The following is a 23,790-nucleotide window of genomic DNA, read 5'->3' as shown; positions in this document are numbered from 1 at the left end:
AAAATTCGTAACTTTGTGAATTGCGATTCAAAAGCAAAAACAAAATGAAACGACTGATCTCGATACTCGTCGCCCTATCGGCCTGGGGCATTGCCATCGGACAGCCCTCGGTACGCATTGCCCACGGGCCCTACCTGCAACAGGTCACCGACGACGGTTTCACCGTCGTGTGGACGACGACCATCAATGCCGCATCGTGGGTCGAAGTCGCTCCTGACGACGGATCGCATTTCTACGCCGCCGAGCGGCCGAAATATTACGATTCGCACATCGGCAAACGCCGCATAGGCCGCCTGCACCGCGTACGCGTGGAGGGGCTGGCTCCGGGGACGACCTACCGTTACCGCATCATGCAGCAGGGCGTGCTCTGCGACGAAGGCAACAAGCGGGTAGTCCTGGGCGAAGGTTACGGGAGCGACATCCTCAAACACAAGCCCTATACGGCCACTACGCTCGACGAAAAGAAGGATCAAACCGAATTCTGGGTTGTGAACGACATTCACGCCCAGGATTCGATCTTCCGGTTGCTGCTGGAAGGTGCCGAAAAGGCCAAACCCGATTTCGTCTGCTTCAACGGCGACATGCTCACTTCGATGGAGTCGGAGAAGCAGCTTTTCGAGGGGTATCTCAATTCGGCCGCCGAATTGCTGACGCCCGCGGGAATCCCGATCTTCGCCACGCGCGGCAACCACGAGAACCGCGGCTCTTTCTCCCCGAGTTTCCTCGACTACTTCCCGACCTCCACGGGCGAGGTATACTACACGTTCCGGCAGGGGCCGGCCTATTTCGTCGTGCTGGACTGCGGCGAGGACAAACCCGACAGCGACATCCGCTATTACGGGTTGTCGACCACCGACGCCTACCGCGAACAGGAAGCCCGCTGGCTGAAGGGCGTGGTCGAAAGCGAGGAATACCGCGCGGCACCCCTGCACATCGTCGTGCTGCACATGATCCCGGGCGGGAAAAGCAGCTGGCACGGCGAACAGGAGATCCGCAGATTGTTCGTACCGATCCTCAACGAAGCTTCGGTCGACATCATGCTATGCGGGCACTACCACCGCTACCAGTGGATAGACGACGGGAGCCGGGGCACGAACTTCCCGATCCTCGTAAATTCGAACCGGGACAAGCTCGTGGTGAAGGCCGACCGCAGGGGAATCGACATCGACGTCGTGAACACGGGCGGCGAGGTCATCAAACGCCACCGGATCGACAAGTAACCGCCTGAAAGGAAACAGAACAGGGACAAAGGCGCTTCCGGGCGCCTTTGCTCTTGGAACAAACCGCAGAGAACCAATAAAACACACTATGAAAACATCCAGACTACTGACCGCCTTCGCCACCGCCGCCCTGCTGCTCGGATGCGCCCCGGGCGGGCAAAAGGCCGAAGGGCCCTACTACATCGACATCAAAGACCGCACACAGCTGCACGAGTGGTTCCGCTATTCGCCCGAGCGGCCGGTCGTCATCAGCGGCCACCGCGGCGGCATGGTGACGGGATTCCCCGAAAACTGCATCGAGTCGTTCGAGAAGACGCTCACGATGATGCCCTCGTTCTTCGAGATCGACCCGCGCATGACCAAAGACAGCGTGATCGTGCTGATGCACGACGCCACGATCGACCGTACCACGACCGGCACGGGCAAGGTTTCGGACTACACCTACGCGGAGTTGCAGCAGTTCTTCCTCAAGGATCGCGAAGGCAACGTCACGACCTACAAGATCCCCACCCTCGAGGAGTGCATCGCATGGAGCCAGGGCAAGACGATCCTCAACCTCGACATCAAGGACGTCCCGCTCGAAGTGATGTCGCAATTCATCAACCGCCTGGCACCGGCCAACGTGATGTATACCGTGCGCAACGCCAAACAGGCGCGCACGTATCTCGACCGCGACCCGCAGGCGATGTTCTCGTGCTGGTGCAAGAACATGAAGGAGTTCAACGAATACGTCGGGGAGCGGATTCCCTGGTCGCAGGTGATGGCCTACGTCGGCACGATGATGCTGCCCGACCAGCAGGAGCTTTACGACAACCTGCACCGCAACGGCGTGATGTGCATGATCTCGCTCGCCCCGACGCACGACCGCAGGGCCACCGACGCGCAGAAGATACAGGGCTATGAACTCGAAATCCCGACGGGTTGCGACGTCATCGAAACCGACTACCCCTACTTATTCCAGAACCTTAATCTCAACCGCAAGTAAACAAATGGCTGCATTCGAAAAATATCGCTCGGTCTACACGCACGACGAACTGATGGAACACCTGCGCCGCATCCGGCACGTGGCGCTCGACATGGACGGCACGATCTACATGGGCATGTCGCTCTTTCCCTACACCAAGCCGTTCCTCGCGGGGCTCAAGGAGATGGGCATCGGCTATTCGTTCCTGACCAACAACCCGTCGAAGTCGATCGCCGACTACCTGCACAAACTCGACGTGCTGGGCATACGGGCGACACGCGACGAGATGTACACCACCGCACTGGCGACGATCGACTACATCAGGGAGCATTACCCTGCGGCCAAACGGCTTTTCCTGCTCGGCACGCCGAGCATGATCTCGGAATTCGAGGCCGCAGGTTTCGAATCGGCCGCAGATTCGGCGGACGACGTGCCGGACGTGGTGGTCGCGGCGTTCGACATGACGCTGCAGTATGACCGCCTGTGCCGCGCCGCATGGTGGGTGTCGCAGGGCGTGCCCTACATCGCCACCAACCCCGACCGGGTATGCCCCACCGACCAGCCGACGATACTGGTCGACTGCGGTTCCATTTGCGCTTGCATCGAACATGCCACGGGACGGCGGCCCGACATCACGCTCGGCAAACCCGATCCCAACATGCTCTCGGGCATACTCTCGCGCCACGGCCTGCAACCCGACCAGATCGCGATGGTCGGCGACCGCATCTACACCGACGTGGCGATGGCGCACAATGCCAAGGCCATGGGCGTGCTGGTGCTCTCGGGCGAAACGACGCTCGACGTGGCGGACAAGGCCGACCCGCAGCCGCACATCACGGCCGACAGCATCGAAGTGCTGGGCGCGCTGATCCGCGAAGCACACGGCAAATAACCGGACGCAGCATGCCGTCCGGCAGACCGGCAGCACCGCACCGCCACATCGGCATATCAGCGCTTGGGCGCACAAATGCCTGTCGGAAACAGCACTCCGAATAGGCGGAGGTTATACTCCTATCAGAAAAACCGGGCTCGCAAGGGCCCGGTTTTTTACGGTGTTCACCGGAAAAGCACTATCTTTGCAGAAGATAAGTTGCACCCGGGCATTTGAGAGCAAGCTCCCTTGCCGCCCGTTTGCACCATCATCGCGGCGATAGAGCCAGATAAACGAACGGTAAACCCTATGGAACACAATATCCTCATACCCTTGCTGCTGACGCTGGGCGCCGGACTGGCCACCGGCATCGGCAGCGCCATCGCTTTCTTTGCCCGCCGCACCAACAAGCGGCTGCTGTCGTTCTCGCTGGGCCTGTCGGGCGGCGTGATGATCTACGTATCGTTCGTCGAGCTGTTCCAGCAGGCGCACGCCACCCTCTCGGACGAATGGGGCGCACAGACGGGGATCATCGTCACCGTCGCCAGCTTCTTCGCCGGGATACTGCTCATCGGCATCATCGACCGGCTCGTCCCCTCGTTCGAAAACCCCCACGAGGCACACATGGTCGAGGAGATGGACAAGCAGCCCCGCAACCCGAAACTCATGCGCATGGGCGTAATGACCGCACTGGCAATCGGCATACACAATTTTCCGGAAGGTATCGCCACGTTTACCTCGGCCGTGGACAACATGGCTCTGGGCGTTGCCATCGCCGCGGCGATCGCCATCCACAACATCCCCGAAGGCATTGCCGTCTCGATCCCGGTTTACTACGCCACGGGCGACCGCAAAAAAGCCTTCAAACTCTCGTTGTTGTCGGGGCTCGCGGAACCTGTCGGGGCGGTGCTGGCCTACCTGGTGCTGATGCCCTTCATGACGCCGACACTGATGGGCTGCATCCTCGCGGGCGTGGCGGGAATCATGGTATTCATTTCGATCGACGAACTGCTGCCTGCGGCCCGCGAATACGGCGAAGCGCACATCTCGATCTACGGCGTGGTGGCCGGCATGGCACTCATGGCCGTAAGTCTTATCATACTCGGATAAAACAATGGACATCCTGTTACTACTCGTCGGCCTGGGGCTGATCCTCGGCGGCGCAAATTTCCTGACGGACGGCTCTGCGGCGGTAGCCCAGCGTTTCCGCGTCCCGGAATTCATCATCGGCCTGACGATCGTCGCCGTCGGCACCTCGATGCCCGAACTGGTGGTCTCGGTGCTCTCGGCTGCGGCGGGCAACAGCGACGTGGCGATCGGCAACGTCGTCGGCTCGAACATTTTCAACGTCTTCGTAATCCTGGGAATCTGCGCGCTGATCCGGCCGCTCGTGCTTACGAAGGAGAACATCCGGCGCGATATCCCGTTCGGCATGGCCGCGTCGCTCGTGCTGCTGGCGGTCACTTCCGACCGCCTGGTATGCGCCGGGGCAACGGACAGGATCGGCCGCCCGGACGGCATCGTCATGCTCGCGCTCTACATCGGGCTGATGTGGTACATGATCCGCACGACCAAACGCCAACGCAGCATGCCCGGTGCGGCAACCGGGATGACCGTTCCCGTATCCGGAGCTGCCCTGAAAAACGGGGCGCAACACGCCGAAGGCACAAAAAAACCGATGGCGTTGTGGCTGGCGGGGGTGATGATCGCAGGAGGGCTCGCGGGACTGATCTTCGGCGGCGAGATGTTCCTGAAAAGCGCTACGGCGATCGCCCGCACGCTCGGAATCAGCGAATCGGTCATCGCCATCACGCTCGTGGCGGGCGGCACGTCGCTGCCGGAACTGGCTTCGTCGGTGGTATCGCTGCTCAAAGGCAAGGCCGAAATGGCGCTCGGCAACGTCATCGGATCGAACATCGCCAACATCCTGCTGATCCTGGGCATCAGCGCCACGATCCACCCTCTGACGATGGGCGGGATCACGCTGACGGACATCCTCGTGGTCGTGCTCAGTTCGCTGCTGCTGTTCATGGCAGCCTTCACGTTCCGCAGCAAAAAGCTCGACCGGTGGGAAGGCGCTATCTTCCTGGCGATTTACATCGCTTATATCTGGTATTTGATCAGGTAGCGGTCGACCAGCCGAGGCAGGGCATAGCCGCCAAGCGCGGCGGTTTCCACGGACGGGAAAGCGGGCATGGCATCGCATTCGATGCGGTGGAAAACCGCATGCAAAAGCTGGTGCGAAAGCCGGTGCCCGGGCATCGTGACGCTGCGAAGCAGGTGCCACCTGCCGTTGCCGAGCAGCTCCCCGAACGCCGCCGTTGCAGCCAGCTCCGCGAAATCCACGGCCTTGTCGGTTTCGATAAGCGGAAATTCATACAACCCCTGCCAGATATCGCCTCCGCCGCGACGATGCAGCAGCGTCTGCCCGCCGCATGTCACGTGCAGGTAGTTGAACCAGCGGTCGCGCACCTTCGCACGCCCCTGTTTTACGGGACGCACGTCCACCGTGCCGGCAGCCAGGGCGAGGCACCGCCCAGCCAGGGGGCAATCCCCGCACCGGGGCTGCGCGGGGGTACATTGAAGGGCTCCGAAATCCATGATCGCCTGGTTGTAAAGTCCCGGGCGGGAAGTATCCAGCTGCGACTGTGCCAACTCGGCGAACGTCCTCTTCCCGGCCGTCGTATCTATCGGGATGCCGATATCGAAAAGCCGTGCCAGCACCCGGTATACATTCCCGTCGAGCACCGCACACGGGGCGTCGTAAACGATCGAGCAGACGGCCGCCGCAGTATAGTCGCCCACGCCGGGCAGCGCGCGCACCTCCCCGTACGTGGCAGGGAACACCCCGCCGAACCGAGACATGACCTGCCTCGCGGCAGCATGGAGGTTGCGGGCACGGCTGTAATAGCCCAACCCCTGCCACAGTTTGAGCACCTCGTCCTCGGGCGCGGCTGCCAGTGCGGCGATGTCGGGGAACCGCTCCGTAAAGCGCAGGTAGTACTCCAATCCCTGCGCCACGCGCGTCTGTTGCAGGATAACCTCCGAAAGCCATATCCGGTAAGGGTCACGCGTGCGACGCCAGGGCAAGTCACGGCCTTCGCGGGCGAACCAGGATAGCAGTATGTCGGAAACAGGCTCCATCTTTCGGATGCAAAAATAACATTTTTCCCGATTAGGAACTATATTTGAAGAGGTAAAGCCACTATCTAAAACGCAAGGTTATGGAAAGAAAAAAACACACGCTGGTCGACAATGCCGACGAAAAGCGCTATGAATTCGACCTGGGCGACGACATCGCCATCATCGAATACATCAAAACCCAGGGATTCATTATCCTGACACACACCGAAGTCCCTGAAAAATACGAAGGGCAGGGCATCGGCGCCGAGCTGGTGCACGACGTACTGGAGGATCTGCGCGCCAAGAAACTACAAATGATCCCCCAGTGCCCCTTCATCGCCCAATATATCCGCCGCCATCCCGAATGGGTGGACGTGGTACTGAAAGAAATGCCGGCCAAATAAACAGGAAACCCGCCTCCCGGCGGGTTTCCTGTTACGGTATCACGGCATTCAAAAATCGTCCGTGCGGAACGGCACGACCGGCAGCCCCCGGATGTTGGCCAGGTTGCCGGGCATAAAGTCGCGGAACCCGTACCGTACGGCAACCGGACTGGCAACCTCCTTCGACGAGACGACCAGCAACAGCTCCCGCCTGTCGACCTCCACATCGGCCGGATGGAATACCCGGTCGGGGCCGCACACCTCGAACCCGCGGATATCCTCCATACGGCTGAACCCCTCTTCGGTATGGGACAAGGCAACGTAAGCCTTTCCGTCGCGGATCCCGATCGACCTGAACCGCGGGCTTTCGCAGGCGATGTCTGAAAAACCGTAGGTCTTGTTGAGTGCCATGTAGGCCAGCCGGTGCCCTACCTCCCGTTTATTCTTGGGGTGGATATTGGTTGCCTCGTAGGGTTCCACCAGGTCGTTCGTGCAAATCACGCCGCTGTTGGGGATGAGTTCCTGCGCCTTCCACTGCGCTTCGCGCAGATAGGCGCCGCAGCCGTTGCCATAGGCGAACGGGGCGACCTCGACGTAATAGAACGGGATATCGCCCTGCTTCCAGAGCGAACGCCACAGCCCTACCATGTTGGAAAGGCGGACGGCATAGTCCTTATACTGGTTTACGTTCGATTCACCCTGATACCACAGGAAGCCACGGACGGTATACCCCGCAACCGGGTGCAACATGGCATTGTACATCACCATCGGGCGCAGCCAGTCGGTCATAGCCTCGATGCCTTTTTCCGTCAGGTCGATATCGGGATAGGTTTCCAGTATCTCGCGGTTCGTCCAACCCTCGACACGCGTCCCGCCCCACGTGCAGTCGACAATGCCGACAGGCATGTCCAGCACGTCGCTGAGCAGTTCGGCAAAGAAATAACCCGTGGCGGTGAAATCGGGCGCGGTCTCCACCGTACATGGCCTCCATTTCCCCGGAACCCGATCCTGGGGCGTATAGGCCGCCGTGAGGGGTATTTTCACGTAGCGGAGCCTGTCGCGCATACTCCCCGCACGGGCTATGATCTCGTTGGCCCCGGCGATGGGACAGTTATTGAACCCGCGGAGCGGCATCTCCATATTGCTCTGCCCGCCGGCGAACCAGACTTCGCCGATCAGTACGTTGTCGAGCACGACCCTATCGCCGCTTACGATCGTCACCTGCTGCGGCTCATAACTGCCGGCCGGGGTGTTCACCCGCGCAGACCAACGGCCGTCGGCATCGCTTCGCACGGTGCATTCGGCACCCCACGAGGTTTCGATCCGCACCGTGGCCCGGGGATCGGCCCAGCCCCAGAGGCGGCATTGGGCATTTTGCTGGAGCACCATGTCGCTGCCGATGATCTCGGGCAGTTCGACCTTGGCCGCGGCACCCCATGCGGCGGCAAGGCAAATAAGGGACAAAATGAGTTTCTTCATATCGGTGCGGTATCAATTTATTTCCCGCAAATTTACATTTTTTCCGGCAACCGGGAATACCCCGCGCGCATAAAAACTACTCGGCTGTTAATATAGGTATCGAATTTTTTCGAAAATTCCCGTCCGGAAATTTGGTTTGTTTTATAAATTACTTTATATTTACAACAGATTTATAAGCCAAGAGAGTCATTTCACACCGCAAACCTATGGAACTTCTGGAAAACACCACCGACAAACGCCGCCTTTTCGGCCGCTGGTTCGCCCGCCGCATCACCACCTACGTCGCGGTATGCGCGTTCCTCACCTTCGTCAACTGGTACACCTCGCCCCACTACTGGTGGGTGGTATGGGTCATGGCCGGCTGGGGGCTGAACCTGATCCTCTCGCTGGTCTGGTACCTGACCGGCTGCGACGAGGACAAAGATTACCGTTAAACCCATAAAAATCCCGGTTATGAAAACCTTACACCTGCTACTGGCCGCCAGCTTCATGCTGGCCTCCACGGCCGTCTCGGCCAAAACGCTCGAAGTCTCCGTATCGGACATTCGCAACGACAAGGGCAACATCCTCGTCATGGCCAAGGTCGCCGGGCAGGAACAGCCCGTCTACGGCATGGCAGCCGCAAGGGCCGGCAAAGTCGTCGTGACGCTCGAAGGCATCGAAGCCGATGCGGCCGAGCTTTCGCTTTTCCACGACGAAGACGGCGATTACAAAATGAAGATGGGGGAGCGCGGCCCTGCCGAAGGCTACGCCACCCGAAAATGCAAGCTGCCCGCCGAGCACAACACGGCTACGCTGAAGCTCTACTATCCTGCCACCGAAAACGAATAGGCGCATGTACCGCCCGCTGCTCACCGCACTGCTGCTCGCCGCGACGATCCCGGCCGCAGCTCAACATACCCTCCGGGGGCGCGTCCTGGAGGGCGAGAGCCCGGTCGGCTACGCCACGGCAGTCCTGCTGCGCGACGGACGCCAGGCAGCGGGTACGACGACCGACGACGCAGGGAGCTTCGTGCTCACGGCAGATACGGGCCATTACACGCTCGTACTGCGCCACGTCGCCTACCATCCCTTCGAACAGGAAGTATGCGTCGCCGCAGCGGATACCGACCTCGGTGATTTACCCTTTGCACCTCTCGGAATCAGCGAGGTGACGGTGACCGCCGAGACGGTGACGCGGCAGGCCGACAGGTTCGTGGTCAGCATCGGGAATACGCCCGCACTCGCGGGACAGGACGGCACCGAACTGCTGGCACGGGCGCCGGGCGTATGGCTGGGTGAGGACGGCATCTCGATCAACGGCGCCGGCGGTACGAAAGTCTACGTGGACGGCCGCGAGCTGAAAGGTTCGGCGGAGGAAACCGTCACCTACCTGCGCAGCCTGACCGCAGCCGACATCGCCCGCATCGAAGTGGTACCGCTGGCGGGCGCCGAGTTCGCCGCCGACAGCCGGGGCGGCGTGATCCTCATCACACTGCGGCGCAGACGCGAGGGCGGCATGGACGGCAACCTGCAATTCTCCACGGTGCAAAGCAACCGGATAGCAGGCTATACCCCCACGGGGCGCATCGGCATCCGCACGGGGCGCTGGACACTCACCGCCTCGGGGTCGGGAAGCTTCACTCCGGTTGCCGAAAGCCGCTTCACGGAGACCCGCAAACAGGCCAGGCAACGGCTGCCCTTCGCCGGCAGGAGCGATTCGAAGAGCCGTACAAACTACGGGCGCGGACGTTTCTCCGCGGTTTTCGACCCGACGCCGAAGCACACCGCAGGCTTCGACGTCGAATACACAGAGCGCAGTACCGACATGCCGACACTGTCGCGCACCACACTCGGACAAACTCAGAGCGACAGCCGCTACCGCCAGCACATGGGCGGGAATACCCTGACGGCGACCGCCAATTACATCTGGAAGATCGACACGCTGGGTTCGCAGTTCAAACTGATCGCCGACTATACGCGTTACACCTCCGACGGCGACAACAGCTATCGCACGACGACCTCCGCACCCGGAACCGTACGCGACTCGCTCTACGAATCCTCCACGGGCTCCGTGTACGACATCCTGACGGCCGACGCCGGGCTGACGCGCAAACTGCCGCACGGCCTGACACTGCGCGCGGGGCTGCGCTACACCCGCAACGGCATGGCGGACGAAAGCCGCTACGCGGCACAGACGCAGGGCACATGGCAGACACTGCCCGAATACGGCTACGACCAGCACTACACCGAGCAGATCGGCGCGGCCTATGCCTCGCTGGAGTACAGCGCCGGGCGGTGGGAGCTTTCGGCCGGGCTGCGCGGTGAATACACCTCCGTCGCATCGCAGGCCTTCGGCCGCTCCTATTTCGGGTTGTTCCCAAACGTTTCGGTCAGCCGCGCGCTCAACGCCCTGCGCACATGGCTGCTCGTGGCGCAGTGGAGCCGCAACATCGAACGCCCGGCATTCCCGGCGCTGAACCCCGCACGGATCCGCATATCGGATTACAGCTGGCAGTCGGGCAACCCCTCGCTGCGGCCGACCTACATACACCGTTTTTCGCTCACGGCCGTATGGAAATACCGTTACACGCTCACCGTGGGCGGCAACCTGCACCACGACCTGATTCGCGAAATCGCACACAGGGACGCAACCGACCCGGACGCCGTGTATATCCGTCCCGAAAACCATTACACGGAGAACCACTGGTTCGTGGCGGCGAGCGTCCCGGCGAAAATCACCCGCTGGTGGAACCTCTCGGTCAATGCCGTCGGGGTGATGCAGCGCATCCGGCTCAACAGCACCGACAGCCCGGCCACGCACTACCTGATGTTCGCCGACGCCACCTGCTCGTTCACGCTGCCGGCCGGGTTCTTCGCCGAAGCCGCCTACCGTGCCCAAAGCCGCCTCTACTCGGGCAACAGCGAGGTCGGGCCGCGCCACACGCTCCAGGCGACCGTCAAAAAACAGCTCTTCGGCAAACGCCTGACGCTTTTCTGCACCCTGTCGAACATCACCGGCTGCGACTGGGAGTTCGCCTCCCTGACCGACGGCATGCGGCGCACGATCGACACACGGCAAGCCTGGTCGGGGCGCTTGTGGAAAGTCGGCGCGGCCTGGAATTTCCGCACCGGCAACAAATTCCGCGCCCGCACCGTCGAAAGCGCGGCGGAAACCCAGCGCAAGCGCCTCGTGAAAAGCACGGAACAATAAAAAATAATTCGTAACTTTATCCCCAGTAACCCACCATCCGCCATGGAAGAAAAAAACCTCGACGCAGACCAGCGCATCGAACTCATCCAGCAGATGATCCGCGGCACCCGCCAACGGCTCTCATTCGGCAGCAGCAACCTGTTCCTCCTGTGGGGATACCTGCTGGCCGCGACCGCCATCGTGATCTTCGTCCTGCTGAAAACCACCGACTGCCGCACCTGGCTATGGTTGTGGCTGCCAGCCGCGGCAACAGGGGGCGCCGTGACTTGGTGGCATAACAGGTTCCGCGCCCCGCAGGTCAAAAGCTACACCGACCGGCTGCTGGAACAGATATGGAGCTGCATAGCCTCACTGGTCGTCCTGTCGGCGATCCTGATTTGCGGGTACGACCCGTGGGCGGTCGACCCGCTCTTCCCTGCGCTGCTGCTGATCGGCGCCGGACTCTTCATCTCGGGGCAGGTAATCCGCAACAAGTACATGTATTACGCATCATGCGCCGTAATACCGATCGGCTTCGGTATTACCCGGGACTCTTGGCTCAATGCCGACCCCGACTACAACCTGCTGCAATTCGCCGCAGCGGTTCTCATCGGGCTCACGGGTGCCGGCTACGCGCTCAGAAGGCAGGTAAGGTGCGATGCGGACAAAGTGGCGAAATCAAACGACGCGCATGACTGAAGATAAGAAACTGAACGCCGCCGAGAGTCTGGCACTCATCGGCCGCATGATCGAAAATACACGCAACCGCATGGCCGGCAGCGCCGGGCTCCACCTGCTGACATGGGGTTATGTTACGGTCGCCACGACACTCGCCGTCTGGGGGCTGGCAAGCTATTTCGACAACACACACTGGAACTACCTTTGGTTCATGCTGCCGGTAGCCGGCTACCTCATAACCCGCCTGCTCGGATCCGAAACGACCGGATCCTGCTCCCGCACTTACGTCGACCAGGTGATAGACATAATCTGGAAGGTCATCGGGTTCGCCGCCCTGCTGGTCGGCTCGCTGGCGGTGCTGCTCATCATCCGGATTCCGGTAACGTTCACCATCCTGCTGATGATCGGCATGGGAATCGCCATCACCAGCCTGATTCTGCGGTTCACGCCCGGCATCGCCGGAGGCACGGCGGGGATCGTGCTGGGATCGGTTTCGCTCGCGGTTACCGACCACTGGCACCTCGTATTATTCACGGCGGGATTCGTCCTGATGCTGATCATCCCGGGGCACCTGCTCCATTACCGTTATAAACATTCCGGGCAGTACCGTGCCGGCAAGGGTGGCGGCAAAACACCCGGCGCCCACTGAAACGACATGAAACGGACGCAAAAACACATCGCTATGGAAGACAAGCAACTGAATGCCGCCGAGAGCATCGCGCTCATCAGCCGCATGATCGACAACACCCGCAACCGTATGCTGCGCAACTCGGGACGGCCGTTCCTGGTCTGGGGTTACGTGACCGTCTTCACGACGCTCCTGGTCATGGGTGCGGTGTATTATTTCCAGGATCCGAAATGGAACATCCTGTGGATGCTGCTCCCCGTACTGGGCGCATTGCTGATGTGGCTGACACGCGACAAGCATACCGAAGGCAAAGTCAGCACGTTCGTCGACCGCGTCATCAACAACGTATGGCTGGTAATGGGCCTCACGGCGTGGTTCGTCAGCATGCTCTCGCTTTTCAGCCAGATACGGCTGCCGATCCTGTTCATCATCCTGCTGACGATGGGCATGGGAACCACGATCACGGGGCTGATCATCCGGTTCCGCCCGGCCACCGCCGGCGGTACGGCGGCTATCGTCCTCGCTCCCGTTTCGCTCATCGTGAGCGGTTACTGGATGCCGGCCCTCTTCGCCGCCGGATTCGTCGTGATGATGATTATCCCGGGGCATATCCTCAACTACAAGTCGAACCATACGATATAAATAACACAATGGACAGGCAGAAAATATCCGAAACGGAAGCGCTGGACATCATCGCCCGCGTCTTCGACCGCAATATGCGCCGCATGAATTACGTACGGGGCGAATTGTTCATCTGCTGGGGAGCGCTGCTCAGCCTCACGGCACTGGCCGAATACGGGCTTTACCGCTGGACAGGCGACGTGCGCGTGCTGTGGAGCTGGCTGGTTCCGCTGGTCTGCGGCTATATTTGGACGGTTCGCAATTCGCGGCGGAAGGCCCTCGTCCGCACGGGGTTCGACGACCTGCTGATCCTGATATGGGGCATGCCGGCGATGATCTCGGCCGCCGCGATCGTCTATGCCGTAACCATCCCCGGAAACACGATAAACCCCGTAGGCGTCATGCAACTGCTGCTCGGCACGGCACTGGCCATCACCGCCGAATTCTACCGGGGCAAAGGTTCCCAGCAATCGGGGTCGTTCGCGGCGCTGCTCATGCTCTCGGTCTTCGAGCTCACCATGGCGTTCAACTATACGTTCCGCATGCCGTTCGACGCCCAGGGCGGAACGTGGATGCTCGAACTCTCCGCCCATGGCATATTGCTCGTACTGCTACCCGGTTTTATCCTCCGCCACATAACCCGCAAGCAATGTTCAAAGAACTGAATCCCCTGTTGCATTCGGAACTGAGACTGGCCGTGATGTCGATCCTCATCGGGGTCGAGAGCGCCGACTTCGTCTTTATCCGGCAGCAGACAGGGGCCACGGCGGGCAACCTTTCGGTACAACTGGACAAGCTGGCGAAGGCGGATTATATCGAAATCGAAAAGACCTTCCGCGGGAAGATGCCCTGCACGGTCTGTCGCATCACGGACACCGGGCGCGATGCCTTCGCCGAATACGTCGCGGCGTTGCAGACCTACATAAAAAGATAACCCCCAAACGCCCACGGAGTACCGCCGGGGTCGTAGCCGTCCATCTATGCCCGCTGTGGCGGGGACTTTTTGCCGTGACAGCGGCAAAAGCGCTCCGGAAGGGCATCCGTATCCGAATTTACATCGTGCAGAAGAACGTCACCAGGAACGGGACGCTGAAATCGAGCACGCAGCCGTGGAAGATCGACACCACGGCATAGGGTTTCCCTGCGGACTGCGTGATGATCGGCAGGGTGGTATCGAAAGTCGTGGCTCCGCCGATCGAGACGGCGGCCAGCGGCCCGAACCACCGGGCGACAAGGGGTGCGGCCAACAGTGTGAACAGCTCGCGCATGACATTGCAGAGCAATGCCACCGTTCCCAGCTCCGCGCCCCGGAAATCGGCGATGAAGATACTCGAAAGCGAGTAGTAGCCGAACCCAGCGCCGACGGCCATCGTGTCCCCGGCCGTAAGCGGCGGCAAGAGCAGTGTCGACAAGGCAGCGCCGGCCAGCGTACCGACGGCCGTCATCACGGGCAGCAGCGCCAGCCGCGGATCGAGCCGCCGCACACGCCCCGCAAGGGCCGTATCGCTGCCGAGGGTGATCCCCACGCAAAACATCAGGGCATAGAGCACATAGGTGCTGAGGCGCGACCCCGCCACGTCGAACGGCAAGGCGGAGAACAACCCCGCCAGACACCCTGCGACGAAAAAGGCGACGATCACGAGGCTCCCCCGCAAGGCGTCCCATACGGAAAGGGGTCGGGTGTCCCCGCCAGCTGCGGCCTGGCCGCCTGCCGCCCCTCGCGGGAAATCCGCAGCCGCGGCAGGCAGTCCCGGCGATTCCGCACCGCCTCCGTCGGGCACAGCGTCCCGGCGCCGGACGCAGCGCCACAACAGCCACGACATACAGATGCTGCCCGCGACCGAGCATGCGAAGATGACAAAGGCCGTGCGTCCGAGGGTCGCCATACCGCCCACGACGGTAGGGTCGGAACCGACCTCCAGTCCCAGCAGGAACAGCAGGAGCCATATAATCACGGTGATCATACGGGAGACGAATACGAGGCGCCAGCTCGACAGCAGGCGCCCCGTAATGATTCCTCCGATGATGACGGCAAAAATGACAAGCATCGTTTATTCCTGCTTCGCCGTGAGTTTTTCGATCTGTTTATCGGCCTCGGCCGCAAGTTTGTCGGCCTGTTTGCGGGCTTCCTCGACCAGTTTGTCCCCGGCCTTCTCGGCAGCCAGCTTGGCCAGCGCACCTTTCTCCTTCGCACCGTCGATAAGCTTCGTCCGTTGCGCCTGGGCGGCCTCGACGAGTTTCTCACCCGCCTTCCTGGCCTCGGCCCGGAGGTTGTCGGCCTGTTTGCGGATCTCCTCGCCGAGCGACTCGCTGCCCGTGAGCTTCTGGATCTGCTGGTCGACGACGTTCTTCACGGCCTGCTCGGCAGCCTCCTTCACACCGAGCGTGATCTTGGGCGAGGTGAACGTGCCGCCGATACCGACGTTGACCGATTGCAGGATACCGCCCGTCGAACCGGCCGGGAGGGCTACTCTGGCCGTATAGTCGATAGTCTGGTCGAGCCCCGTCGAACCCGACATGTTGATCCTGATGTCGCCCATCTTCAGGTCGAAAGGCTCCGTAGCGATACGTCCGTCGCGGATGGCGAAGCGGATAGCCACGTCCTTGGCCTCGATCTTACGCAGGTTGTCGTTGTTGAGCGCCTTGGCCAGTGCATCGAACGCCTCAATGTTCTGGATGCGGATATTGGCCGACTTGATCTCGCCCGTGGCGTTGACCGACTGCAGGTCGGGCGACATCTGCGCATCGAGCGTCGCGGACATATCGAGCGAGAGCGAATAGTCGCCGCCCGTCTTGGCAAAGACCGGGACGAGTTTCTGCACCATCTCCAACTCGTCGAAGGTCTTGGAGAACGATGCCCCCGAAAGCCCCAACGAGAGTTTCAGCGCCGGCCGCTGCGGATCGAAGGCCGTCGAATAGCTGCCCGATGCGGTAGCCGTACCTCCGAAGAGCTGCATACGCAGGCGGCTGAGCGACAAAGTTCCGTCCGCCATGCGCATTTCGCCGGTGATGCCGCCGATGGTCATCTTCTGGAACAACACCTTCTGCAACTCGGTATTGAGCGAAAGGTCGAGGTTGCGCGGGACTTCGAGCGCCTGCGCGGGAGCAGGGGACTCGGCGGGCGCCTGGGCAGCAGCTTCCCCGCCGGCGGTTTCTTCGTCGGCCGGCATGGCGTTCATGATCTCGTTCAGGTCGAGCAGGTCGGATTTCACGTAAAGGCGCCCGGAGAGCTTGTCGCCCCGCAGCAGGTAGCCGATATACCCCGTAAGCTGGCCGTTGGCCGCAAGGTCGCTCTTACCCACGGTCACGCCGAACTCGCCCAGCGTCATCGACGCCGGGGTGATCGTAGCCGCGGCACGGCGGATATGCACCGCGGGCAGGCCGGGCATGGAGAGGCCGAGTTTCTCGACGACGAACGTCCCCGAGGCGCCGATCTGCCCGTAACGGGCCTTCTCGACATCGGACATGCGCCCCGAAACCTTCACGTCGGCGCTAATCAGTCCGCTCAGGGCTACATCCTCACCGAGCGGGTAAACCTCTTTCACCGCCCCCAGGTCTACCCGTCCGTCGGCCGCAGCGCGGAATACCGGATCGCTGGCGAGGTTCGTCGCATAGAGCGATGCCGAAAGCGTGTTTCCCGCCATGCGGAGCGTGAATTTCGAAAGGTCTACCTCGGTCTTGTCCATGACGCCGCCGGGGTTGGCTATCCGTGCGGCGATATTGATTCCGTCGACCGCCTTGGGCAAAGACGAATACTGGAAACTGCCGTTGCGCACCTCGGTCTTGAGTTCGAAGGCCGGGAGCGCCGCCCCGCGCATCTCGCCACGGGCCCACAGCGCCATCGAAAGTTCGCCGGAGGCGGACAGGTTGCGGAAATCGCGGGTATAGAATGCCGGGACAAGCGAAAGCACGTCCTTGAACTGCACCTTGTCGCATCCGGCCGTAATATCCATAGCCACGGCATCGTCCTTCATTTCGGCCCAGCCGTCGAGCGTAAGCTCGATCGCATTGAGGCGCAGACGGTTCCGGGAGAAGGTAAAACGGTTGTTCTTCAGGTCGGCCGCGATCACGGCGTCGAGCTCCGCCTCGGCGTCGCTCAGCAGCGGAATTCCGCCCGAAACCAGCCGCACGGCACCGGCCGTAAGCCGCAGGTCGAGGTCGGTCTGGTCGGCCGACATGTCGCCCCGCAGGCGAAGGGAGAGGGGTGCCGTCGAAAAACGCATGCCCGTCGAATCGTCTTCATAGCGGATCGTCGCGTCGCTGATCCTGAAATCGCGAATCGAGAGGCTGAACGACGAAGAACCTTCCTCCGAAGACACTTCCCCGGCGGCGGGTTCCTCCCCCGAAGCCTTCACGATGTCCCAGTTGACCTTGCCGTCGGCGAGTTTATGCGCGTGCAGCGCAGGCTCGGCGAGGATGACCTTCGTCACTTCGAACCCGTCGTCGCCGAACAGCGACATCGGGTTCACGACGACCGATATGCGGTTCGCGGCAACGATCGTATCGCCTTCGAACGGCCCCGCACCCACGACGGTCAGCCCTTTCAGGTCGAGCGACGCGCGCGGGAAATGGCGCAGCAGGCTGATGTCGAGTTTTTCGAAATCGACCCGTGCGTCGAGCATCTCATTGGCTTCGCGCTTCACGATCTGGGCGATCTTCCCCCTCAGCAACATCGGGGCGACAAAAGCCGCCACCAGAACAACGGCCACGACAATGGCCACAATCTTCACGATTTTTTTCATTTCCTATCTGTTTTAAAGACGAAAACCGTAGTCCCCGCCTCTTCGAATCCGATTTTACGGTAAAGGCCCCGGGCAGCTTCGCGCGCAGGGTTCGAGGTGAGCATCACCTTCGCAGCACCGATGCGGGCGGCATGCTCCGTGGCAGCCTTCACCAGCGCCTCACCGGCACCGCAGCCGCGGGCTGCGGCATCGACCACCACATCCTCGACCCATGCCTTCCGGCCCGAGGGTACGTCGTACCACACCAGCGTCAGCACCCCGGCGATCCGGCCATCCAGCCGGGCGGCGAACAGCGCCGCGCCATCGCTGCACACAACACGTTCCATAGCCTCGCGGGAGAGTGCCCCCAGCCGGGGCGAAAGCTGAGGCATGAGCCTTGCGAACGCCTCGGCGAGTTCATCGGATACCTCTGTCACACACTCTATTTCGACCGCCATACTTCCCGGATATTTTTCACAAAGTTAATCTTTTTTTCGAAACCCCGGCTTTTTGCCCGTATCCCGGCTGCCATATGCCGAAAAAAGAGTATTTTTGTCCCGTTCGGGACAGGCAGGCAAACCGACACCCCGACGCGGCCCCGTGCCACCCTGCGGCGGATCGTACGCCGGGCGACCGGTGCAGTTGCGGACGGCCCCCCTCCGGCGCGGAGAAAACGCCCGGGAAGGGGGGGGGCAGGAGCCCGGGCGCCGGCAAGCCCGGGGAATACCCGGGCCGAATCCCGGCCGAAACCGTAAAAATTATGGAAAACATGAATAAATATGCATTCCCGCTCGCGGCGCTTCTTTTCGCCGCCTGCAATTCCGGCGAAGAGACCACGACCACGCAGATCCAGGAGCCCGTCGCCACGATCCTCGAATACACCCCGGCACCGGGCCAGTTCATCAACGGCACGATGGCCGGGTTCGACCATGTGGCATCGGAGGCAGACGCCCTGCGCTATGCCGCCGACCGCCTCGCCTCGAACAACTGGGTTTCGCTCGGCGGCTGGGGAGGCCGCATCGTGGCGGCCTTCGCGGAACCCGTGCCCAACACGGGCGGATACGACCTCTACGTCAAAGGCAACCAGTTCGACACGTCGTCCGAACCGGGCATCGTGTGGGTGTCGCAGGACGCCAACGGGGACGGAGCGCCCAACGATACGTGGTACGAACTGCGGGGCAGCGAATACGACAACGCCGAAACGATCCGCGGCTACAAGATCACCTATACCCGCCCCGCGGAGGCGGACGCCCCGGTAGCCTGGAGTGACAACGCGGGCGGCAGCGGCACGATCGACCGTGTGAAAGAACATACGCAGGCCTACTACCCCGAATGGCTCGGGGAGCGATTCACATTCGAAGGGACACGGCTGCCGGACAATATCGGAAAAGCCGGGGAAAAATGGACGATGGAGCCTTTTGCATGGGGTTACGCCGACAACTATTCGACCTCCGACCGCACCGGCATGACCAACCGCTTGCGGATCAGCGACGCCGTAACGGCCGATGGCGCCCCGGCCAACCTCGCACAGGTCGACTTCATCATGGTGCAGACAGGGGTGAATGCCAAAGCGCCCCTGATCGGCGAGGTATCGACCGAGGTGAGCGGCATCGGCTGCTACCGCACCGTAACGAAAAAACAATAACCACACACGGCAATCCGCCCTATTCGGGGCGGCAAAATTCCAAATTCCGGGAACGATGACCCTCCGCGACCAACTGCTCGAACTCCAGGAGCCGAAATACATGAAATTCACCGCGGCACTGATGCCGGGCGTGGAAAACGTACTGGGCATACGCCTGCCGGTACTGCGCAAAATAGCCCGCCAGATCGCCGCAGGCGACTGGCGCACATACCTGGCCGAAGCCGAGGATTTCTATTTCGAGGAGCGGATGTTGCAGGGGCTGGTGATCGGCTGCGCCCGCTGCACGCCGGCCGAGAAGCTGGAGCATGTGGCGCGCTTCGTGCCCAAAATCGACAACTGGGCGGTCTGCGACTGTTTCTGCTGGCGCCTGAAGGCGGCCGAACGGCAGCCGATGTGGGAATTCATACAGCCCTATTTCCGATCCGAAGCCGAATACGACGTGCGTTTCGCCGTGGTGACGGGGCTGGGGAATTTCGTCGACGGGGAGCACCTCGAGGCACTGCTGCAACTGCTCGACGGCGTCCGCCACGAAGCCTACTACGCCCGTATGGCCGTGGCATGGGCGGTGTCGGTCTGCTATGTAAAATTCCCGCAGCGGACACACGAGTGGCTCGGCAGCTGCTCGCTCGACGACTGGACATTCAACAAATCGCTGCAAAAAATCGTCGAATCGTTGCGCGTGAGCGACACGGACAAACAGGCGATCCGCGCCATGAAACGGCGCAAACAGGCAACTTCACGGGCCGCCGTGAACCCGCGCCCCGGCACCGAAACGGCCGGGCAGGCGGAAAAACGGCCTGGACAGGCCGCAAAACAACCGACAGACGGTAAAACGGCAGCCCGGCGACGGCGCCCGGCAGAAAAACAGGGCGCACGGCAGAAAAACAGGGCGCACGGCACAGATTTGCAAAATAATGTTACCTTTGTGTAAGAAATTCCAAAACGAGCCCCTATGCGCAAACTGGTAATTATCCCGACATACAACGAGAAAGAGAATATTTCGGCGATGATCGACAAGGTCTTCTCGCTGCCCGAGGCTTTCGAAATGCTCGTCATCGACGACGGTTCGCCCGACGGCACCGCAGCAATCGTCAAAGAGCGCCAGCAGGAATTCCCCGCGACGCTGCACCTGCTGGAACGCAGCGGCAAGCAGGGGCTGGGCACGGCCTATCTGACGGGGTTCCGCTGGGGACTGGACAACGGGTTCGACTACATCTGCGAAATGGACTGCGACTTCTCGCACAATCCCGACGATCTGCTACGGCTGTACCAGGCTGCGGCCGAAGGGAACGACGTAGTGGTAGGTTCGCGTTACGTGCAGGGTGTGAACGTCGTGAACTGGCCGATGTCGCGCCTGCTGATGTCCTACTTTGCCTCGATGTACGTACGCATCGTGACCCGCATGCCCCTGCGCGACGCAACGGCGGGGTTCGTCTGCTACTCGCGCCACGCGCTGGAGACGATCGACCTCGACGCCGTGAAGATGAAGGGATACGGGTTCCAGATCGAGATGAAATACTCGGCATGGCGGCTGGGACTCAAACTCAAGGAGGTGTCGATCATCTTCGTCGAACGCCGCGAAGGCACCTCGAAAATGAGCGGCGGCATCTTCCGCGAAGCGTTCTTCGGCGTGCTGGGACTCCCGTTCCGTTCGATCAGAAGCGCGAAAAGGCAGTGACAGCCATCCGGCAGGAATACGGACGCCAGCCTCCCGGGAGGCTGGCATTTATGCATACATACTTTACAGCGGAATCCGAGCACCCCGGAAATCAAAACGTAAAGAAATAGTTCATGAAGAAATTCCAGAAGGTGACTACCCCGATGGCAAATAATTTAGCCAGGTAGAAATTCAGCTTCCAGCGTTCGTGCAGCAGATAGATCGTGAGGTTGTTGATCACGAGCCCGACGGCTGCGATACCGAGGAAACGGAGGTATTGCCCGGCAATGTCGGGGTTTTCATTATGGAACGTCCAGATGCGGTTCAGGACATAGTTCGAGGTCGACGCACAGAGGAACCCCAGCGAATTGGCCAGGTACTTGTTCAGGCGCAGCCACTCCTTGCAAAGGTAAGTGATCCCGAAATCAACGAAGACCCCCGAACCGCCGACGACACAGAATTTGATGAACTGCTGGATCATGGTGCGACGACCTCCGTGCGGAGAGGTTTCCCGTTAAACCAATTCGTATACCCATCGCGGCGCAGGGCGAAACCGGCATCGAAACCGGCGCCGGAGAGTTGCTCCGGGACGACGAACCGCACCTCGCGCGTGATGGTATCCCCGGCCGGGATATTGAAATGCTCCCCCGTATCGAATTCCTCGACGCGGAAGCGGCCGTGCTTCCAGAGCATCACGAGCGACCGATCCCCGCAGACCCCGATCGCATAGGGATAGGGGTTCGAGATGCGCAGCGTCAAACGCAGCGTATCGCCCGCAACGACCTGTTCGGGCAGCCCCGTAAAGGCAATATCCACCAGGCGCGTCGGATGAAAATGCGGGTCGACGAACCACGAAAAACGTTTGCCGTTGGGCAACACGACGCTCCGGACGCGGCCCGTGGTATCCGCCCCGTCGTAAGGCGTTTCGACCAGCACCTCGTGTCCCGCGAAGCGCGTATCGTCATCGCGGAACTGCCACTGGTGCGTACGGTAGCGGATATTGGGCTGGCAGTAGGCCTCGCCCCCGGTATAGAAGGCGTATTTGGCCGCGACGGCATAGCCATGGCGGAAAACGACGGGGCGGCCGTCGGCGATCCCGGCGATCCGGCCGTAGCTCGCAGGATTGTCGAAGACCTCGAAACGCAGGCCCAGCGGATTGAAGATCATTTCGAGACGTACCAGACCGACCAGCAAAACGGTCGCCAGCCCGGCGCACATCAGGTAACGCCGCGTGCAGGAATGCCGGCGGGCATAGGTGAAAAGCGTATAGATCAGGCCGAAAACGGCGACGATCACCCATTGGGGTTGCACGTAACCGCGGAATGTCGAGAGCAGGAAAAAAACGATGAACGCCACGGGGATAAACTTCAGCGCACGTTCGACGGCGTTCTGCGGCTTCACGGCGATCCAGGCCTTCACGTACAACGGCACGAAGAAGGGATTGAAGACCACCAGCAGGTTGAGCAGGTATTCGGCGACATAATTGGGCCGGAACACCGAATTACGCCCCGCCAGATGATAGGCCAGCGAGGCCCAGTCGTGCTCGTACTGCCACACGAAATGCGGCACGAGCAGCAACAGCGCTACCGCGCCGCTGAGATATAGGGTCGGACGCAGGAACACACGGGGGGGGGTCGCCGCAAGCGCGAAGAGTACGACCAGCGCCCCGTGGTATTTGCTGTAAGCCATCAGCGCCATGGCAACCCCCATCCAGAGCCATGCACAACGCCGGTTCTCGGAGAACCACTTGAATGTCTGCAGGAACAGCGCGGTGGTCATCATCAGCGGGCCGTCGGGCACGGCGATGAAGCCGTAGAGCTGCAACATCAGCGTCGCGGCCGAGAGGACGACAAAAAGCGCCGCGTCGCGCCGGTTGGCATCCGCGGGGCGGATTATCCGCCATAGTATATAAAGGTAGAGCGGTTGCAGCACCGTAAAGAAAAACCGCACGCCCAGTTCGCCCCCGAAAAGGTGCTCGCCGAGCCAGACCAGCAAGGCGGTCATCGGCGGATGGTCGAAATATCCCCATGCGAGGTTTTCAGCGAACATATGGTAATACGCTTCGTCGTTGGCCAGTTCGGAAAACCCGGCCTGCAGGAGGTTGCACACCCACCACACGCCGAGCCACAAAGCTACCAGGCCGTCGGCGCCGAGCGAAGCATAAGTCTTTTTGAGCGATGCCTTCATACAAGCGACAAAGGTAGCAAAATTTATCGTTTTTGCGCCATTCCCGTCCGAAAGAGAGGGGAGGGGCGAAACAGCTTTCGCGCAAATCAGTCCGCGGGGACACACTTTGCCGGTGTAAAAAACGTTTCCGTAATATCGGATCGTTGTTACGGGCCGGCCCCATCGGCGGAAAATCCCGGACAATACCGTGTCCCACAGCCAGATGCCTGCAATGGAAGCGGAAGAGGGAAACACCTGTGGCATGTTACCATATTTGGAAGTCCATAAAAAAATGTTTCAGACAATGACACAACGGATTACAGATGCCTGATTCACAAATCCGGCATTATGTCCCAGAAAAGAAGCCTCCGGAATATCCCCGGCTCCCGAAGCGCAGCAATCGCCAAAGACACCCTAAAAAATACGAATATCAGACAATAAATACATAAAAAGAAACAATAT

The 23,790-nt window shown here is 60.9% G+C and carries 24 protein-coding genes; 17 read left to right on the top strand and 7 right to left on the bottom strand.

Annotation, left to right across the window (positions count from 1 at the left end; translation table 11 throughout):
- Positions 1–44 precede the first annotated feature (44 nt).
- The 5 genes from DW189_RS10980 to DW189_RS10960 all read left to right on the top strand — a co-directional run bounded on the left by DW189_RS10980 (position 45) and on the right by DW189_RS10960 (position 5,183).
- A complete protein-coding gene (locus DW189_RS10980) occupies positions 45–1,220 on the top strand; it encodes an FN3 domain-containing metallophosphoesterase family protein (protein ID WP_022332517.1) in 1,176 nt (391 codons plus the stop codon).
- An 88-nt stretch (positions 1,221–1,308) separates the two neighbouring features.
- Entirely contained in the window at positions 1,309–2,205 is an 897-nt protein-coding gene (locus tag DW189_RS10975) for a glycerophosphodiester phosphodiesterase family protein (RefSeq protein WP_018695070.1), read from the top strand.
- 4 nt (positions 2,206–2,209) lie between these two features.
- Complete coding sequence (locus DW189_RS10970; protein WP_032136071.1) at positions 2,210–3,076, top strand: HAD-IIA family hydrolase; 867 nt, start codon at positions 2,210–2,212, stop codon at positions 3,074–3,076.
- A gap of 288 nt (positions 3,077–3,364) precedes the next feature.
- Complete coding sequence (gene zupT, locus DW189_RS10965) at positions 3,365–4,165, top strand: zinc transporter ZupT (RefSeq protein WP_117508131.1); 801 nt, start codon at positions 3,365–3,367, stop codon at positions 4,163–4,165.
- Positions 4,166–4,169: 4 nt separating this feature from the next.
- Entirely contained in the window at positions 4,170–5,183 is a 1,014-nt protein-coding gene (locus DW189_RS10960) for a calcium/sodium antiporter (RefSeq protein WP_117508129.1), read from the top strand.
- Here DW189_RS10960 and mutY read toward each other — a convergent pair.
- Positions 5,159–6,199: an A/G-specific adenine glycosylase gene (mutY, locus tag DW189_RS10955; RefSeq protein WP_117508127.1), complete on the bottom strand. Its 1,041-nt coding sequence runs from the start codon at positions 6,197–6,199 to the stop codon at positions 5,159–5,161. The genes DW189_RS10960 and mutY overlap by 25 nt on opposite strands.
- Positions 6,200–6,279: 80 nt before the next feature.
- On the opposite strand from mutY, the gene DW189_RS10950 reads away from it, so the two are divergent.
- Complete coding sequence (locus tag DW189_RS10950; protein ID WP_117508125.1) at positions 6,280–6,582, top strand: GNAT family N-acetyltransferase; 303 nt, start codon at positions 6,280–6,282, stop codon at positions 6,580–6,582.
- Between the two features lie 48 nt (positions 6,583–6,630).
- Here DW189_RS10950 and DW189_RS10945 read toward each other — a convergent pair whose 3' ends face one another.
- Entirely contained in the window at positions 6,631–8,040 is a 1,410-nt protein-coding gene (locus tag DW189_RS10945; RefSeq protein WP_117508124.1) for a sialate O-acetylesterase, read from the bottom strand.
- 206 nt (positions 8,041–8,246) lie between these two features.
- Here DW189_RS10945 and DW189_RS10940 point away from each other — a divergent pair, with 206 nt between their 5' ends.
- From DW189_RS10940 to DW189_RS10905, 8 genes are read left to right on the top strand one after another with little or no spacing between them, the layout of a single operon-like run.
- Complete coding sequence (locus tag DW189_RS10940; protein ID WP_055202442.1) at positions 8,247–8,474, top strand: 2TM domain-containing protein; 228 nt, start codon at positions 8,247–8,249, stop codon at positions 8,472–8,474.
- A 19-nt stretch (positions 8,475–8,493) separates the two neighbouring features.
- On the top strand, positions 8,494–8,871 hold the full coding sequence (locus tag DW189_RS10935) for a DUF2141 domain-containing protein (protein ID WP_117508122.1): 378 nt from the start codon (positions 8,494–8,496) through the stop codon (positions 8,869–8,871).
- A 4-nt stretch (positions 8,872–8,875) separates the two neighbouring features.
- Positions 8,876–11,233, top strand: coding sequence for an outer membrane beta-barrel protein (locus tag DW189_RS10930; protein WP_117508120.1), 2,358 nt, complete (start codon positions 8,876–8,878; stop codon positions 11,231–11,233).
- Positions 11,234–11,275: 42 nt separating this feature from the next.
- Entirely contained in the window at positions 11,276–11,911 is a 636-nt protein-coding gene (locus tag DW189_RS10925; protein ID WP_117508118.1) for a hypothetical protein, read from the top strand.
- Positions 11,904–12,539, top strand: coding sequence for a hypothetical protein (locus DW189_RS10920; RefSeq protein WP_117508116.1), 636 nt, complete (start codon positions 11,904–11,906; stop codon positions 12,537–12,539). Before DW189_RS10925 ends, DW189_RS10920 begins: the two co-directional genes overlap by 8 nt.
- 33 nt (positions 12,540–12,572) lie before the next feature.
- Complete coding sequence (locus DW189_RS10915) at positions 12,573–13,160, top strand: hypothetical protein (protein WP_117508223.1); 588 nt, start codon at positions 12,573–12,575, stop codon at positions 13,158–13,160.
- A gap of 8 nt (positions 13,161–13,168) precedes the next feature.
- Positions 13,169–13,804 carry a hypothetical protein gene (locus DW189_RS10910; RefSeq protein WP_117508114.1) on the top strand — a complete coding sequence of 212 codons (636 nt, stop codon included), beginning with the start codon at positions 13,169–13,171 and terminating at the stop codon, positions 13,802–13,804.
- Positions 13,789–14,073, top strand: a complete 285-nt coding sequence (locus DW189_RS10905; RefSeq protein WP_018696559.1) for a winged helix-turn-helix domain-containing protein — start codon at positions 13,789–13,791, stop codon at positions 14,071–14,073. The genes DW189_RS10910 and DW189_RS10905 overlap by 16 nt, the downstream gene beginning before the upstream one ends.
- Positions 14,074–14,191: 118 nt before the next feature.
- On the opposite strand, the gene DW189_RS10900 is transcribed toward DW189_RS10905, so the two are convergent.
- Genes DW189_RS10900 through DW189_RS10890 form a run of 3 tightly spaced genes read right to left on the bottom strand, consistent with a single transcriptional unit; the run spans position 14,192 to position 18,318 of the window.
- Positions 14,192–15,187, bottom strand: a complete 996-nt coding sequence (locus tag DW189_RS10900) for a lysine exporter LysO family protein (RefSeq protein WP_117508112.1) — start codon at positions 15,185–15,187, stop codon at positions 14,192–14,194.
- A gap of 3 nt (positions 15,188–15,190) precedes the next feature.
- Complete coding sequence (locus DW189_RS10895; protein ID WP_117508110.1) at positions 15,191–17,881, bottom strand: AsmA-like C-terminal region-containing protein; 2,691 nt, start codon at positions 17,879–17,881, stop codon at positions 15,191–15,193.
- A complete protein-coding gene (locus DW189_RS10890) occupies positions 17,878–18,318 on the bottom strand; it encodes a GNAT family N-acetyltransferase (RefSeq protein ID WP_117508108.1) in 441 nt (146 codons plus the stop codon). The genes DW189_RS10895 and DW189_RS10890 overlap by 4 nt, the downstream gene beginning before the upstream one ends.
- Positions 18,319–18,629: 311 nt before the next feature.
- On the opposite strand from DW189_RS10890, the gene DW189_RS10885 reads away from it, so the two are divergent.
- The 3 genes from DW189_RS10885 to DW189_RS10875 are packed head-to-tail and all read left to right on the top strand — an operon-like array spanning position 18,630 to position 21,183.
- Positions 18,630–19,505, top strand: a complete 876-nt coding sequence (locus tag DW189_RS10885) for a hypothetical protein (RefSeq protein ID WP_117508221.1) — start codon at positions 18,630–18,632, stop codon at positions 19,503–19,505.
- Between the two features lie 55 nt (positions 19,506–19,560).
- Positions 19,561–20,436: a DNA alkylation repair protein gene (locus tag DW189_RS10880; protein WP_232045622.1), complete on the top strand. Its 876-nt coding sequence runs from the start codon at positions 19,561–19,563 to the stop codon at positions 20,434–20,436.
- A 21-nt stretch (positions 20,437–20,457) separates the two neighbouring features.
- A complete protein-coding gene (locus DW189_RS10875) occupies positions 20,458–21,183 on the top strand; it encodes a polyprenol monophosphomannose synthase (protein ID WP_117508106.1) in 726 nt (241 codons plus the stop codon).
- Between the two features lie 91 nt (positions 21,184–21,274).
- Here the strand turns inward: DW189_RS10875 and DW189_RS10870 are convergent, their stop codons facing one another.
- Positions 21,275–21,643 (bottom strand): GtrA family protein, encoded by a 369-nt coding sequence (locus DW189_RS10870; protein ID WP_055211448.1) that lies wholly within the window; start codon positions 21,641–21,643, stop codon positions 21,275–21,277.
- A complete protein-coding gene (locus DW189_RS10865; RefSeq protein WP_117508104.1) occupies positions 21,640–23,349 on the bottom strand; it encodes an ArnT family glycosyltransferase in 1,710 nt (569 codons plus the stop codon). Before DW189_RS10865 ends, DW189_RS10870 begins: the two co-directional genes overlap by 4 nt.
- Positions 23,350–23,790 lie beyond the last annotated feature (441 nt).

The sequence above is a fragment of the Alistipes sp. AM16-43 genome (assembly GCF_003435745.1).
GTDB lineage: Bacteria > Bacteroidota > Bacteroidia > Bacteroidales > Rikenellaceae > Alistipes > Alistipes onderdonkii.
The sequence above is the reverse complement of the archived record's forward strand: the minus strand, read 5'-3'. Positions and strand labels throughout refer to the sequence as shown.